The 16,362-nt window shown below is 53.0% G+C and carries 10 protein-coding genes; 9 read left to right on the forward strand and 1 reads right to left on the reverse strand.

The genetic code is table 11. The features are described from left to right. Positions 1-6 precede the first annotated feature (6 nt). From ABEW34_RS06540 to ABEW34_RS06565, 6 genes are all read left to right on the forward strand, one after another. Positions 7-1,107: an ATP-binding protein gene (locus tag ABEW34_RS06540; RefSeq protein ID WP_430156213.1), complete on the forward strand. Its 1,101-nt coding sequence runs from the start codon at positions 7-9 to the stop codon at positions 1,105-1,107. Next, positions 1,095-3,491, forward strand: a complete 2,397-nt coding sequence (locus tag ABEW34_RS06545) for a DUF5682 family protein (RefSeq protein ID WP_430156130.1) — start codon at positions 1,095-1,097, stop codon at positions 3,489-3,491. Before ABEW34_RS06540 ends, ABEW34_RS06545 begins: the two co-directional genes overlap by 13 nt. Before the next feature lie 50 nt (positions 3,492-3,541). Continuing rightward, positions 3,542-4,711 (forward strand): VWA domain-containing protein, encoded by a 1,170-nt coding sequence (locus ABEW34_RS06550; RefSeq protein WP_430156216.1) that lies wholly within the window; start codon positions 3,542-3,544, stop codon positions 4,709-4,711. Between the two features lie 20 nt (positions 4,712-4,731). Further along, positions 4,732-8,277: a DUF4132 domain-containing protein gene (locus tag ABEW34_RS06555; RefSeq protein ID WP_430156132.1), complete on the forward strand. Its 3,546-nt coding sequence runs from the start codon at positions 4,732-4,734 to the stop codon at positions 8,275-8,277. Between the two features lies 1 nt (position 8,278). Beyond that, positions 8,279-9,973 carry a hypothetical protein gene (locus ABEW34_RS06560; protein ID WP_430156133.1) on the forward strand — a complete coding sequence of 565 codons (1,695 nt, stop codon included), beginning with the start codon at positions 8,279-8,281 and terminating at the stop codon, positions 9,971-9,973. A gap of 61 nt (positions 9,974-10,034) precedes the next feature. Further along, positions 10,035-10,286, forward strand: coding sequence for a hypothetical protein (locus ABEW34_RS06565; RefSeq protein WP_430156134.1), 252 nt, complete (start codon positions 10,035-10,037; stop codon positions 10,284-10,286). Positions 10,287-10,431: 145 nt separating this feature from the next. Here the strand turns inward: ABEW34_RS06565 and ABEW34_RS06570 are convergent, their stop codons facing one another. Then, entirely contained in the window at positions 10,432-10,908 is a 477-nt protein-coding gene (locus ABEW34_RS06570) for a GyrI-like domain-containing protein (RefSeq protein WP_430156137.1), read from the reverse strand. A 365-nt stretch (positions 10,909-11,273) separates the two neighbouring features. Between ABEW34_RS06570 and ABEW34_RS06575 the strand changes: the two genes are divergently transcribed. From ABEW34_RS06575 to ABEW34_RS06585, 3 genes are all read left to right on the forward strand, one after another. Then, positions 11,274-12,302 carry an AAA family ATPase gene (locus ABEW34_RS06575; protein ID WP_430156140.1) on the forward strand — a complete coding sequence of 343 codons (1,029 nt, stop codon included), beginning with the start codon at positions 11,274-11,276 and terminating at the stop codon, positions 12,300-12,302. Then, positions 12,302-13,915 carry a DUF58 domain-containing protein gene (locus ABEW34_RS06580; protein ID WP_430156143.1) on the forward strand — a complete coding sequence of 538 codons (1,614 nt, stop codon included), beginning with the start codon at positions 12,302-12,304 and terminating at the stop codon, positions 13,913-13,915. Before ABEW34_RS06575 ends, ABEW34_RS06580 begins: the two co-directional genes overlap by 1 nt. Beyond that, the coding region (locus tag ABEW34_RS06585) for a transglutaminase-like domain-containing protein (protein WP_430156146.1) at positions 13,902-16,362 on the forward strand (2,461 nt) is incomplete at its 3' end. The genes ABEW34_RS06580 and ABEW34_RS06585, both read left to right, overlap by 14 nt.

Below are 16,362 nucleotides of genomic sequence, written 5' to 3' on the forward strand. Positions count from 1 at the left end.
ACAATGATGGATATGATCAAGCCGCCGGCTGAGATGTTATTTGAAGCAGAGCTGCGGGCGCTGCGTGAAGAGGATACTGGAAAGCGTCCGCCCGAGTGGCTGCTGTCTCCGGCCTATGTGCGTGATTTTATAATTGGCAGGGACAAGCCAGCTATCGTGGACGGAACAGAAGTCGCGATTACCCGCAAATTTTACGGAAACGATGTGCTGATCGAGCGGGCCGTTGTCACTTTGGCAGGCAACCGCGGGCTAATGCTCGTTGGAGATCCGGGCACGGCGAAGACGATGCTCAGTGAGCTGTTGTCAGCGGCCATATCGGGGACGAGCCTGAATACGATTCAAGGCACTGCCGGGACGACGGAAGATATGATCAAATATTCATGGAATTATGCCATGCTGCTGGACAAAGGCCCATCCGAGGCCGCGCTTGTGCCAGCTCCTTTATATAATGGAATGAAGCAGGGCATTATGACCCGTTTTGAAGAAATTACCCGCTGCCCAGCGGAAGCGCAGGACAGTTTAATTAGCATTTTGAGTGACAAGGTGATGAATATTCCTGAGCTGGAAGGCGGCGTATTGTTTGCGAAGCCGGGTTTTAACGTTATAGCAACGGCGAATATTCGCGACAAAGGTGTCAACGAAATGAGCGGTGCCTTGAAGCGCCGATTCAATTTCGAGACGATCAAACCCGTCAGCAGCATGAAGATGGAAGCGAAAATTATTGAAAATGGGGCCCGCAGCCTGCTTATGCATAGTGGCGTTGACGCGGAAATTGACCTGAATGTGGTTGAGTTGCTGGCGACGACATTTATGGAGCTGCGCTCCGGCATTACGCGCGAAGGCTACAAAATCGACATCCCCGCAGCCACCATGAGCACGGCAGAAGCTGTTTCTGTCTATGTTCAAAGCGCGATGACCTCCTATTATTATGAAAATAAATCGATTTCGCTTGAGCGGCTCGTGCAAAATATGCTCGGAACGATTGCCAAGGAAAATGAGAAGGATTTGTCCATTCTGAAAACCTATTTCTCCAAGGTCGTCAAAGAACGCTCCAAGGAAGATGTGATATGGAAGGACTATTACGAGGAAAGAAAATGGATTGGTTAACGGGCGAGGCTGACAAGGAGCTGCCGTTCTTATTTGATCAGCAGGTGTTTAACCTGAGCAGCGGCACCGTTTATTTTCCTATTCGCCACCATAGCCCTGCGTGCTCCTTTCATCTGCTGAAGGCGATTAAGCAATATAAGCCTGAAATCATTTTGATCGAAGGCCCAGCGAGCGGTACCCCGCTCATTTCGGTGCTTGCGGATGAGGCGACGGAGACGCCCGTCAGTTTGTACTGTACTTATGAGGATGAGCAGGGCGGGAGATCGGCTTGCTATTACCCGCTGCTCAGTTATTCCCCGGAGTATGTGGCGATGAAGGAAGCGGCACGTCTTGGCATACAGGCGGCGTTTATTGATCTGGATTATAGTCATGAATCGAGAACCAAAGCTGAAAAACAGGAAATGTCCATCCAGGATGAAACCTTGCTTGCCAGCTCCGATTTTATTAATCGTTTATGCCGTAAAATGAACTGCCGCAGCTTTGATGAGCTGTGGGAAAAGCTGTTCGAAATCGAGGGGCAAGCAGCAACGACGGAAGCTTTTGTTCGAAATGTATTTACTTACTGCGCGTTATCTCGTATGTGCTATTCGGAGGAACAGCTTCATGCCTCTGGAGATATGGCGAGAGAGGCGTATATGAGAGAGTGCATCAAGCAAGCTGTGTCTAAGCATAAGCGTGTTCTTGTGATTACCGGCGGCTTTCATACGTACGGCCTGCTTGAAGCTGCCCAAGCAGACAGGCCTGCGAAGGAAGAACAGCAGAAGGAGCAGCAGGGGAAAAACGTTAGAGCCGTCCAGCAGCAGCTGTATCCGATGGTCTATACGTTCGAAGAAGCGGATCGCTTGAATGGATATGCGAGCGGGATGCCATATGTGAACTATTATGAGCTTATTTGGGATAAGCTTCTGCACAATAAAGCAGAGCCCTATAACCAGACAGCGCTCGGATTGTTATCCGAGCTGATGCGCAAGCTGCGCAAAGGCAAGGAAGAGGTATCTACGAGTGATGCGATTGAGGCATACAGCATGATTCAAGGGCTCGCAGTGCTACGGGGCAAAAGAGAAGGCGGAGTGTACGAGCTTCTGGATGCCGCGCTCTCCTCCTTCGTTAAGGGGGAGCGGACGCTGGCAACGGACAAGCCGCTTGAAGAGCTGGGCTTGCTTCTGACTGGGGACAAAATCGGCATCGTGGCTCCCAATTCGTTCACGGTGCCGATTGTGGAAGATTTTAAAAATCGCTGCTCTGCTTCAGGACTTCAGATTAAAACGACCGGCAAGCACAAGAAGGTGCTTGATTTGTACGCCAAGGCAGAGCATCGTCTGCTTAGCCAACTGCTGCAATGCGCGAGCTTCCTCGTTCCAGATTTTGCAGTCCGGGAGTCTGGGCCGGATTGGGTTGCCTATCGGAATATGAATTTGGTTCGTGAGACTTGGACGTATGCTTATTCGTCCCGCATCGAGGCGAGATTAATCGAAAACTCACTGTATGGAGGAACGCTCAAGGAGGCGGCGGCCCGTAAAATCGGGGAACGGATACAGGAGCTTCCCGATCATCATAGCGGCGAAATCGCGAATGCGCTGCTGCAGGCTCTACTAATGGGCTTGCAGGATACAGCGAGGCGATTATATGAGCAGGTGCAGGCCGCTTTGCGCAAGGACGGTAATTTTCTGTCGTTGTGCCAAACGCTTACGGTATTAAATCGCTTGCGCCAGCATGGCAGACTGCTGGGACTTGCGGCAGACGAACAGCTGCCGCTGCTCGTAGCAGAGGCTTTTAATAATGCGGTAGATAAGCTGCTGGGGCTTGCAGCCATCCATTCGGATGAGCATCCCGCGATTATACAAGGGCTTAAGCTGCTGGCTATGCTGGCGGAGTCGTCTGAAGCGCATTTTCAGAATGATACATTCAGGGGGCATTTGAACGAGCTGCTGTCGGACCGGAAGCTCTCCCCGCAATTGGAGGGAGTAGTGATCGCTATATTAGCAGGGCTTGGTGACAGGACGCGTGAAGAGATGGTCGAGCGTGCGAGAAGCTATGTTCGCGGAACGCCGGAGCAGGCCAAGCAGACGGCGAAATATTTGCAAGGGATGTTTGCCATCGCCCGCGATGCTTTTTTATATGATGATCTACTGCTTGGCGAATTGAATTATTTGATCGAAGAGCTGCCTCCTGAGGATTTTATTGCGATGGTGCCTGAGCTGCGGCTAGCGTTCACCTATTTTACGCCAATGGAGACATCCTTGATTACAGAGCGTGTCGCTACACTGCATCATGCAGAGCCGGGAGAGCTGGAGCGTCCGCCTATCGATGAACAGACGCTTATACAGGCCAAGGCGCTGGATGAAGCCATTCGGAAGGAGTTTGCCGCATGGAAGCTGATTTGAACAGGCAGGATGAGCGAAGTGAGCAGGAGCGTGAGACAGAAAATGGAGAGATGGGGCAAGCCCCGATTGCTCCCCCTGCTACAGGCATCCGTACATCGGCCGAGGCTTTGAATCGGTGGCGGCTCATCCTTGGGGAGGCTGCCGAGGAAGGCTTAAGCGAAGCCGAAGGCTATTCGCCTGAACATTTTTCATATACGGAAATGGATGAGCTGCTTGCCTATTTATATGATCGCGAATATGGCGAGGAGCAGGGCTACAGGAAAACAGGCGGGCGGGATGCCTCAGCGCTTACCGTTCCCAAGTGGCTGCATAAGGTGCGGGAGCTGTTTCCGAAGCAGACGGTCGAAATATTGGAGAAGCAGGCGTTAGACCGCTATGGTCTGACTGAGCTGCTGACCGATAAAAAACTGCTTCAATCGCTTGAGCCTAATATGAATCTGCTTAAGAACATCCTGCAATTCAAAGGTCGGATGAAGGGCGATGTATTAAGAAGCGCAAAGGAAATCGTTCGAGCCGTCGTGGAGGATTTGCGGCAGAAGCTCGAATCACAGGCGAAAGCGAGCATACTCGGCAAGCGCAGCCGCTACGCGAGCAGCTCTGTGAAGTCACTGCGCAATTTAAATTTTAAGAAAACTATTTCTAGAAATTTAAAAAATTATGACCGCAAACATGGCAGGTTTGTAATCGACCGCCTTTATTTTGACGGCAATGTGCAGCCGCATAACAAATGGAACATTATTATTGGCGTCGATGAGAGCGGGAGCATGCTGGACTCGGTCATTTACAGCTCGGTTATGGCGAGTATTTTTTATAAGCTGAATGCACTGCGCACGCACTTATTTATTTTTGATACCCAGGTCGTTGATCTAACGAGCAGGCTGGAGGACCCCGTGGATTTGCTCATGAACGTTCAGCTGGGCGGCGGCACGCATATTGCCAAAGCGCTGCGCTATGGCGAGACGCTCATTGAAAACCCTGGCAAGACGATTTACATTTTGGTCAGCGATCTGGAGGAAGGCTACCCGATTCAGCATATGTATAAAGCCTGCAAGGATATTTTGGACGCAGGCTGCAAGCTGCTGGTGCTGACCGCACTCGATTTTAACGGGGACTCTGTTTATAACAAGCATGCGGCGCAGACGCTCACCAATATGGGGGCGCATGTCGCGGCGATTACACCAAATGAGCTAGCCGACTGGATCGGCGATATTATAACTTAACTATTGGGGGGACTCGGAAAATGATAACGGAAAACCGTGAAGTTGAAGCCTTGGTTGAAAAGTTTGGAGAAGCACTCTCGCAGGAATATTCGAAGAACACGGACCGCAGCGCAATCATTATCGATTATGTGATGGGCAAAGCAGAGCAATTCCCGGATTTGCTGCCTGATTCCATGCAATATGCCTATCGTTCGATGGATCTATTTGAGAAGCTTGCGAAGAAGGATGACGGCGATGTGTTTTTCCGTGCGGGTGCGCTCATGCTGCGAATGGGACTAAACGCTAGCCGAAGCTATTATTGGCAGGGATATAGCCTTAATATCTGCATGGGACCCGAACATTATGCTCTAGGACTGGCGGGAAAAAGCAAAGCGGGAAGCCAGCGCTTGCAGGCGCTGCTGCCACGAATGGAGAAAATACATAAATTTGCCGGAGATAAGGCGATTATAGATGAGCTGAAAAGCAGAGTTAGCAAATGCAATTTTGGCAAAAAGGAGGGTGGAGACACTGGCATCATTATTAATACGCTGCTGCTTATAAAGCTGTACTTCCTGCTTGATGATTCATCGCCCCATCAATTTAACAGCCAAAGACTGGCAAGCGAGTTTCCGGACATACTGCAAGCCGTGCTGGCTGAAAATACAGAGCAGCTTCGGGAGCTGCTGAATGCTGCGGTGAAGCCGATCATCGCGTATCCGTTCAAAGCAAAGGAAAATTATTCTGTTCGCGAGCTAAGCGCGGATTTTATAGCGAGCCAACGCGAAAAAACGATTGCGGCACATTATCCTGATGTTCAAGCACAGGAGACCGGGGAAGTTTCCCGCATCGAATTTAATCGGACATTGACCCAAATTCATAGCGCTTTGTTATATGTCATTAACGTTAAAGGCGGCAAGCAGCTGTTTTTGGACGAGCCGGGGGATGTAGGCTTAGCGCTGCTTGATGCAGTCAGAACACTGCATGAAGTATATCCGCTTGAGGTCCGCCAGCATTTGCTTGCCCTTGACAGACGAGCCAAAAAGCCGGACGAGCTGCTGGAGGGCATCGTTCCTTTCCAGGAGCCTTATGAGTTAATTGAACGGCTAAGCGGAGAACTCAATAGCTATATGGTGCCGTGGAGCGCGCTGCAAAGCTATGTGCTTAGTGTGCCGGATCAAGCTTTGCGTGCTTATGAAATTTTACGCTCGGCGTATTACAAAGCTTATTTGCATAAGGTGCTCACAGATGGCGGGATTGCATTGCCAGATGAAGCGGGCACACTTACACAAGCGGTATTCGCTGTATTAAGGGGACAATCGGATGGAGGACGTCATGGCCTGTTTCTCGCCCGTTATTTAGAAGGAGAAACCTCCTTCGAGGACTATTGGAAGGATGAAACGAATCGCTCACTGTTTGACCCTCGAAACCGGGATAGTCGGCGCAAAAATCTGCTTGTGGCTGTAAGCTTCCTGCCTGCCGAATCGTCTTCTATCAGGCGGCTTGCTATTTTGATTTCCCGCCCCGAATGCGATGCGGTGACTCTCTTGTCGGAAATGTACCATTCCTTTTCGTTTAGTGGAGAAAAGCTGCTGGAGCTTTACGGAAATGACCCTGAGGTGAGCCGCGAGCGTCTGCTTACAGGCATGCTGATGCTTAATGGCATGAGAGACTATTACCACCGTTCCATGCCGCAAACCGAATATCGGTCGATAATTAGAAATAATTTGACGGAGTCGATGAAGCAATATAAGAATTTGCCTACGGACTCTCGATTGACGGTGCTCGATATTGCCTTTGAAGCTCGTGATGCCTTGACCCTCGAACAGTTGACAGAAGCGATTCGTGCGGGTCTGCTCGATTCGTCGAAGAAAGCAAGCGGAGCTGCGCTTGCTGAATTCAGCCGAGTGCCGGATCAAACGTTATATTTAACGCTGTATCGCACCGAGAAAAAAGCAGCGATTAAAGAGCTGGTGCTAAATTCCCTGCGCAGCGTACCAAGCAGCAAGGCAGCTTACCAGCAATTGCTGGAAATGGAAAAAGCGGAGGACTGGCGCACGCTCATTCAAATTTTGCTGGATACCGCTGATTTAAGTCCTGTTCATGCACACGCTGCGCTTGCAGATCAAGCAGATGCCAAAAAAACCGCCCGCCTCAGTTGGCTGTCGGTGAAAGATTTGCCCGCATTATTGAATTTGGAGGGGCAGCAGATAGATGACCGAATCAAGTCGTATTTGATGCTTCAATCGATGGATCATACGACGGCTCCGAACGAGCGCCTGAATGAACTGCGTTCATATGTAAACGGCGATTCGCTTTCAAATTTCGCAGCGGAGCTCATTCAGCTGTGGATTCAAAGCGAAGCGCCTGCGAAGGAAAAATGGGTGCTGTATGTAGGCGCATTGTTCGGTGACCGGAGGCTTATACACATTTTAGCTCCGCAAATTAAGGAATGGACGGAAAATAGCCGCGGCGCAATGGCGGCGGAAGCGGTTAAGGCTTTGTCCTATTTAAGCGAGCCTGCCGCATTGATGGCTATTGACAGGATCAAGCGAACCGTCAAAAACCGTCAGGTGAAGGGAGCGGCTGAAGAAGCGCTGCAGCTGGCAGCGGAAAATCAAGGACTAACACCAGAGCAGCTTGAAGACCGCTTGGTCACATCGCTTGGCTTTGATGATAAGGGAGCCCAGCAATTCAGCTATGGCGAGCGTACCTTCCAGGTGAAGGTGAACCGGAGTCTGGAGGTTATCGTCATCAATGAAGAAACGGGCAAGCCGCTCAAAAGCCTGCCTGCGCCTGGGCAAAAGGATGATGCGGAGCTGGCAGCGAAAGCGAAGGCCAATTTCAATTTGCTCAAAAAAGATTTGAAAACGATGGTGGCCATCCAAGCGCAGCGCCTGGAAGAATCGTTGTCCAAACAGCGGCTATGGTCCTCCGAAGAATGGACAGCGCTGTTCGTTAACAATATCGTCATGCAGAAGTTTGCCGTCGGCCTCATCTGGGGCGTGTATGAACAAGGCAGCCTTACAGACACGTTCCGTTATATGGAGGATGGCACCTTTAATACGGTAGATGAAGATGAATACGAGCTAGCTGAGGGTGCCAAAGTCGGCTTGGTTCATCCGCTTGAGCTGGATCAGGAAGCGCTTGAGGGCTGGAAGTCACAGCTGGACGATTATGAGATCAAGCAGCCATTCGAACAGTTGAATCGTCAAATCCATCTGGTGGCAGAAGAAAATCAGCAAAGCACGCAATTCGAGGATTTGCCTAGAGAAGAGCTTTCGCCTACAGCGTTCCCTAAGGCGCTTGAGAAATATGGCTGGTACAAAGGGTCAGCCCAGGATGGCGGCTGGTATATCGAGCTGTATAAGGATTACGGGGATTGGCTTGCCGAGCTCCGCTTTAGCGGGACTAGCATCACCTATTACGAAGGAATGGAAGACATTACGCTGGAGCTGCTGCAATTCCATGCAAATGAAAAAGGCCAATACAGCTACTACAGTGATATTCCGGCTCTAGCTTTGGGCAAAATTCCAGGTCGTGTATTCAGTGAGACGATTTATGATATTTTGCGGGCATCAGGGCGCTAGCATGTCAGCTGCCGCATTTGAGACGAGCTTTGGGCAGTTTGCCAAGCTATGTACCGAGGATTATTTGGTTCGGTATTCGAACAAGGGCTTATATAATCGGGCGTTAAAAGATATCAGCAAAGGCGTCGACGTCAAATATGCTTGGGGAGAATCGTCCGTCAGCTGCGAGTTGAACGACGGGACGGTCTGCACGCTGGAAAATACGCTGGCTCACTGGAAGTGTACGTGTCCGTCGGACAGCTTATGCAAGCATGTGCTGATAGCTATTTTGTTTTACGCGCAGCAGCTGTCTACTACTTCTTCTACACACGAGGAAGGAGAGTTAGAAGGCAGCATGCAACAGCCAGGCAGCAGTGCGGAACGCTTTAATTGGCTGCTGGCTGCCGATCTTTCACCGCTGATCAAGCCGTTTAATGTTTCCATGGTGGAGGAAGTGCTGTTTCGGCTGCGCTACCCGGAAGAGCTGGAAGTGGCACAGAATGCGCTTCTTACGGTCTGTCTCAAGCTTCAAGGTGCCGAGGTTTCGTTCACCGAGGAAGCAAATCCGGCTAAGGCGCTTTGCAAAATAAAGGATAGGGCAGGCGAGCTGTTAAAGCTGGAGGCTTTATTGCGTTACCGCGCATTAAAGGGGCTGGATGACCAGGAAGCGCTGCGCAGCAAAGTGTATAAGGCCGCTTTTTCGCCCGATACCGTAAGGGAATGCAAGGAGTTGATCCATGCGATGCTGCGGACGGGACTCGCCCGTCTGCCCCAGTCGTATACGGCACAGCTGGAAACGCTGGCCGTCGCAGCGCGCAGCGGCCAGCTGCCGGATGTGGAGCGCGGCTTGCGCGGCATCCAGGGCGAGCTGGAGCTGTTTTTCAACCGCCATGTGCGATTTTCCATGCAAGAGCTGCTGGATCGCGTCACCAAGCTGTATCTTGCCCTTGAGCTGCTTGAGCGGGAGACGCTTCCTGCTGCTAAGAAGGAACAGCTCATCGGTGCTTTCCGCAGCAAATATTATGCGCTGCCGAAGCTGCGCTTATATGGTCTAGGCGCTGAGCCGTGGGAGACGCGTTCAGGCTACAGAGGCATCACCTATTATATGTATGGGCTCGATGATCAGCAGGTGTACACCTACTCGGATGCACGGGCTGTGTATTATGAAGGCAATGATTTTTCGTTTGCCAAGCATTATGCCGGCTATTCACCTTGGCTTGCAAGCTTGACGATGCGTCAGTTTGCCGGAGAAGAGCTGGTGTTCGAGCACATTAAAGTGAACGAGGAACGCCGATTATCGTCAGGTGAGGGAGCGAGCCTTACTCTTGTCGCCCGACAATCCATTAACGAGGTTAATGTGGGGAAGCTTGTCTCGGATTTGCCCGCATTGCGGCAGGCTGGAGTAGAGCAGCCGGTATTATTTTCAGACGTAAAGGAACGGCTTGCCTTAATTAAGTTGGCCCGAATCACAGGGAACCGATTCGATAAAAGCTCGCAAAGCCTTGTACTCGAAGTGGAGGATGAGGCAGGCGAGCAGTTGGAGCTGATTCTTCCTTATCAAGCGGACTGGGAAAAAAACGTCAAACGCCTGGAAGCCGGATATGGCGCTGCGTCGCTGGAATCATTTTATGCATTTGTGCGAATCGAGGGTGGTCAGGCTTATCCGATCAGCTTTTTGCACAATACGAAGCTGCTCAGCTTAAAGCTGGACACGTAAGGGGCAATAAACGATTGGAAAAAGGAGCAGCGGGAATGGCTTTAGAGCGGTTTACGATGGATTGCAGCGGCTGCGCAGCTGGTTTGAGGAGCTTCTGCTTCGCGGAACCGCGCAGCTTGCCTTGAAGGATATCGAATGGCTCGAGCAGGAGGCGGAGGAAGCTGCCCACCTGCAAATGGATTTTCTGTCCACGCTGCTTAAGCAAGTGGCGAGCGAAGGGCGCAAATTGGTGCTGGGAGGCGGGGAGGAGCAGCAACTGCTTCTTCATAGCTCCCGTCTTTATCAATATGTTCAGCTTGCTGGACAGAGGTAACAAGTCTCCTTGCTTTAGGGAGGATATCTGCATCTGCATGCTGGCTGGAGCCTCTTCCTGCATGCAAAGAGAAGGAACCGGACACTGCGGCGCTGCGCGGGTCGGTTCCTTCTCCTTTTTTTTCGGAATAGGGATATATGATAGCTTATTCTGCAAGCGGGATGAGAATGGTGAATGCCGGGTTTGGCGCATAAGGATCATGGCTCATCGGATAAAACTCCAAGTGCGTCAAGCCATCGGATAGCGGCGTATATCCGTTCTGCCTGATCCAGTTATATACATAATCGTAGGAAGCCTCTATGTTATCGTTCGCATGATGATCGTATGTGGCATAGGACAGACTGGGAATAGAGAGACTGTACATGCCTTCCGGCACGCAGCCTACTGCCTCTGCCTGAACCGCCGCATAATGAGTAAAGCCTGTGTTTGTGGTGTGAAAAGAAAGCCCGAGCAGCTTATTGGGCTCCCGCACATGGTTGATTTCCGTTACACGCTGCTGGAATTGCTTCTGAATTTCCTTAATTCCGCCTGCTGCTGCTTCGGCAAAGGTGCCTTCCCATTGTAGTCCTACGACGTGAAAAGCTATCTGCTCTGTAAGGACTACCTCCCTCAAAACGTTCATTTTAATCCCTCCTGGGCTGGACTATTTGCGATTCATTTACTATTTCTCTATAAGCGGGGGATTTCCTTTTGCATTTATGGGAAAATTTAATAGGTTTTGTGTCATCCAAATGGATGCTGAAAATGCTAGAATCGCTGCCACGCAGGGGATGGGAAGCGAAAAAGTCAATCTATCCGCCTTGAAACAGGTCTAAATCGAGAGAAGCATGGCGAGAATAAATGCTAGAGAAGACTTTATTTTTTAAAAATAAAAGCATTTATAAGTTGCACACTTATAAATGGCTTATAGTTCACCCGCGAAACGGTAGCTTAGCCGCCAGAGGACGTCTTCAGCCGTTTACGCTTGAGAGGAAGGCAGGTTGTCTAATGATGATTCATTCAAAATATCAATCCGCTGCTCGGCAAGAGGAGACGGATGTATGGCAGGAGCTGCCGCAGATGCTTATTCACCGGATGCTTCAGCGTGTGGAAGACGTTCTGCTAGGCAAGCGGGAGTTGGTCAGGCAAATGTTCACCGCGCTGCTGGCAGGTGGACATGTGCTGCTGGAGGATAAGCCGGGAGTCGGCAAAACCGTGCTGGCAGAAGCGTGCGCCCGCGTCATTGGCGGGGAGTTCAAGCGCATTCAGTTTACATCGGACATGCTGCCATCGGATGTGCTCGGCGGAGCGGTATGGGATGCGGCACGAGGCGAGCTAAAGTATGTAACAGGCCCGATCATGGGCAATGTCGTGCTGGCGGATGAAATCAACCGCGCTTCTCCTCGTACACAATCCGCATTGCTAGAAGCGATGGAGGAGCGACGGATTACGGTCGATGGGGAGACAAGGCCGCTCCCGTCGCCGTTTATGCTGATTGCTACGCAAAATCCGCTGCGTTTTGAAGGGACAAGCAGACTGCCGGAAGCGCAGCTGGACCGTTTTATGATGCGGCTGTCCATTGGATATCCCGAGCCGCAGTTTGAGAAGCAGCTGCTGGAGCAATATGCTGATGGGCAGCGCCAGGAGCCTCATAAAATCAGGCCAGTGGTCATGCCGGAGGAGTGGCTGCGGATGCAGCGGGAAGTGCGGCTGGCTCATGTACATCCTGGCCTGATTGAATATATGGTGCAGGTGGCAGACGCTTCGCGGAAAATGCCTGAGCTGTCGCTGGCGATGAGCCCGCGTGCGGGCAGGGATTGGCTGCGGGCGGCACAGGCTTCCGCTTATTTGGAAGGCAGAGGCTATGTGCTGCCGGATGATTTGCTGGCGACAGGCGAAGCGGTTCTTACGCATCGGCTTGAGGTTTATCCGGGGGCGCCGGGGCGGATGACAGCAGCACAACTCGTAGAGCAGCTGCTGCGCACTACGCCGCTTCCGGCAGCCGTGCTGCCGCAAGCGGCGGGAGGGCGGCGCTGATGGCTCATTCGAGTGCAGATAACGAAGCATTAAAGATTGGGCAAGAAGATGCTGGTGAAGGGCAAGGGAAAGTAAAAGGGCCGGGTACCGGACAAGCAGCAGAGCAAGAGCACGAGCTGGGACCGCAGAGGCTGGGCCAGACGCGGTGGGGTGTGTGGCTGGTCCTGATAGCGGGGTGGTGCGCTGCTCTTGCTGCGGTCATTCAGCGGGGAATGGCGGTGGAGTGGTTTATGTTCACTGTTCTTGGCTGCATCATGCTGCTTAGCGCCGGATTGCCCTGGCTTGCTGTACGAGGCATGGAGGTGGGCCGCCAGCTTGACGAAGTCACGATTCGCGATGGGGGAGAGGTCGAGGTGCAGCTGCTGCTGGGTCGCGCTTTCCCCATTCCGTTCGTTTGGCTGGCGCTTGAAGATACGATGGTTAATGGGAGTACGGCAAAGCAGGAGCGGGTTTCTTATCGCTATGCGGCGCAGCTTCATTTCGAAACGAGACTCGCGCTCTGCTATCGGGCGCAGCTTATTCGGCGCGGGGAGCATAGCTTTAAGGCAGTTACCGTTACGGTAAGCGATTATTTAGGATTAACGGCTGTTAGCCGAACCTTTGCTTGCCGCAGCGGGCTGCTTGCGGTTCCCGCATTGCCGGAGGCTGTAGCAGCTCCGGGTGCGGCAGCGCCTCGGGGAAGCGGCTTAGCGACTATCATTAGGCTGCATCCGGGCAAGATGGATGCTCAGGAGGCGGGCTCAGGGCGTGAGCCGTCTGAAGGCCAGCATTCCGGCAGACAGGCAGGGATTGGCCCTGAGATGCGGCCGTACCGGGAAGGGGATTCGCTGCGCCATGTCAATTGGAAGGCCGCCGCGCGCGGGCGTGGGCTGCACACGAAGGAGCATGGCACAGCGCTTCATCGCCCATTGGTGCTTCTGGCAATTGACAACACGGCGGGTGCTTATGCTGGTGACGAAAGGTTCTTTGATGCCTGCGCCGGTTGGGCTGCTGGCGTGCTGGAGCAGGATCATTTAGCGGGAAACCGGGTGCAGCTCATTGCTGGCCAGGCGGTTCAAGACGATGGTGTCACTGATGCATGCGTGAAGACGGAAGCCATACCGCCTTCGGTGTCGGCACAGCAAGCTGGCGGCTCAGGAAAGTTAGGGGGAGAAAAGCCGGATGAGCAGCAGCCTAGTGAAGTGGGAAGCTCAGCTAACACGGAAGGAAATGCATCGCTGAAACCGGGTGCATACGGGGACAACAGCGCAGCTGCGAGCATGCAAGAGCTGTTGGAACGGCTCGCACGGCTGAAGCTGGTACAGCATGGCCGGTTTGTTGCAAGGGTAATCGGCGAGCTTGATCAAATGCCTAGAGGCGGCATTTTGCGCTGCTTTACCGCCGATTGGCGCAATAGCGCAAGCTGGGGACAGTTGGCCTCGCGGTCAGCGGAGCAGGGCTGCCAAGTGCTGCTGTATTTGCTGATCAAGCAAAGCACGCCTTCTTTTGCAATGCGTGAGCAGCAGAAATGGCTGGAGAGCTTCGGTGTCCGCACATATTGGCTGACGTATCCGGAGCGGATGAATGAACAGCCGCAATTAACGAAGGGAAGGATTCATTATGGCGATGTTTAATGAGCAAGGGGAGCCGGCATTCGGCTACCGCCTGTTGACGAGCTTGCTGCTGTTTGGCTTGCTTGCCGAGTGGATGCTTCCATGGTCGGAGGCTGGCAGCCGTTATTATATTGATGTGGCTCAGCCTCTAATTGTATTTGCAGGCTGTATTGCTATAGCGGGCTTGCTGCGAGCGCCTTGGTATATCATGCTTGTCGTTTATGCGGCCATCGGCATTACAGGCTTGATGCGTCTTTACAAAGGCCCGGAAGTGGGACCGCTGGAATGGGCAGTTGGTTTTGCCAGCCGATTTGCCGCGGAAGCAGGCGGGCTGTTCAGCATGGGAGCGTTGGCATGGGGGATGTCAACAGAGCTGCAGGCGCTGCTTCTGTTTACCGGTTTTGCGCTGCTCGTGCCCGCGCTGCAGGCTTTAATTTGGCTGCGTCAGCTTGGGCTAGTTTTGGCGGGCATAACGGTGGGGTATTTGATGTTGCTGCATGTATGGCTTGGCATGGATGTGCTGAATGCGCTGCTTCGTGTGACGGTGGAAGGCCTGCTGCTTGGAGCGATTGTCATGTTTGCACGTATGAGAACGCTGCAGGGAGAAGAAAGCAGGGAGGAAGCGCAAACGGCTTCTTATCGCTGGTCGGCTTCTGCTTTCTTCATTGTGGGGCTGTGTCTGGGCGCCGGACTTCTATTCTCTGGAGGGAAATCCGCCGCCAACAGCCCCGCGGCCTGGACAGAGCCGCTAACTGCAAGCCTGGAGCAGTATGTGCTTGGTTTGGAGCACGGCAATCCCAAGGCTGCGCTGGCCTCGGCAGCCGCGAGCGGAAGCTATGCTACCACGGGCTATGGATTTGATGACAGCACATTAGGGGCTCCGCTAAAGCAGGATGAACGGATTGTTTTTACGGGGCTGTCTCCTATTCGCACATATTGGCGCGGGGATACGAAAGCTTTTTATACCGGTAAAGGCTGGCAGGAAGCGGAGCAGCGTTTGACGCTGCTGCCTATTCGGAATGGCGGAGAACAGATTGTGTCCGCTAGTGGAGAGGGAAGTGTGGGGGAAGCTCGTGAGGCGGTAGAGGCTATTGCAAAGACAGAGGCAGGGACAGATAAAGAGACAGCGACAGAGACAGGGACAGGGACAGGGACAGGGACAGGGACAGGGACAGAGACGGGGACAGGGATAGCGATAGGGACAGAGACAGGGACAGAGGCAGGGACAGGAACAGGGACAGGGACAGAGGTAGGGACAGAGGCAGTTATAGGTACAGAGATAAAGACAGGTACAGATATAGATTCAGAGATAAAGACAGGTACAGATATAGATACAGAGATAGATAAAGATAAAGATAATGGTACAGATGCAGGGGCTGAAGAGAGGGAGCTGAGAAGCAAAGGGACAGGTGCGGAGACAGCCGTCAGCCCAGATCGAACCATCGTTCAAACGGTAATTCTTGAGCAGGCTGAACGCGGCTTCCCGCTTTTTATGGGCGGGATATCCGGTACTTTGCTGGATATAACCTCCTCGGAGCCAAGGAGCAAGCTGAACACTTATTTGAAAAATGAAGCGTCGGGCACGCTGTACGCTCCTTCGGATAAGGTGCTTATAGACAGGTACACCGTTCAGACGCTGCTTCCCGTGATGGATGAAGCTGCCTTGCGCAGTGGCGGTATTCAAGCGGGAGAGAAGGAAGTGCTGGCCGAATATTTACAGCTGCCAGAAACGCTTCCGAGCCGTGTTGCTGCACTGGCAGCAGAGGTATCGGGAGGCGGAGTAACGAGCCGCTATGATCAGGTGAAGGCGGTTGAAACTTTTTTGCGAAGCAGCTACACCTATTCGGCTGAAAATAGTGCGGTCCCTGACGCCGGGGCAGATTTCGTGGACGATTTTTTGTTTAAGCAGCATGAAGGGTATTGCGTGCATTTTTCCAGTGCAATGGTCATCATGCTTCGTACACAAGGCATTCCGGCTAGATGGGTGAAAGGCTTTGCGCCCGGAACCGTGTCCGCGGAGCATCCGGATGCACGAAATGATGCCGCAAATGCAGGCGTGAAGCTGACTGCCTATGAAGTAAAGGGCAAGGATGCCCATGCCTGGGTGGAAGTGTACTTCCCAGGCGCTGGATGGGTGCCCTTTGATCCGACGCCGGGGTATGGCGGCGAAGGGACAGCCGCGGGCGCAGCGCTCGCGGGCTTGGCCGGCACAGCCGGCCATGCGGCGACGGGCGGCGAAGGGGCCGTCGGAGCTTTTGCCAGCGCTGCTGCGCGCCCGATAGGGCAGCGCGCGCAAGCGCTGGCTGTGGCGGCGGCTGAGCAGGCCGCCACAGCTCTCGCGCAAGGGGCGGATGCCCTTGCGCGTGCGGCGCTTGGCGCCGCCGAGGCAGCGGCGGGGGCGAAGCCCGCCGCTAAAGGCGCCGCAGGCGCGGCTGCGCTGGCGCTGGCAGCCGTGCTCTGCGCTGCGG

This window comes from Paenibacillus algorifonticola (genome assembly GCF_050481745.1).
Lineage (GTDB): Bacteria > Bacillota > Bacilli > Paenibacillales > Paenibacillaceae > Pristimantibacillus > Pristimantibacillus algorifonticola_A.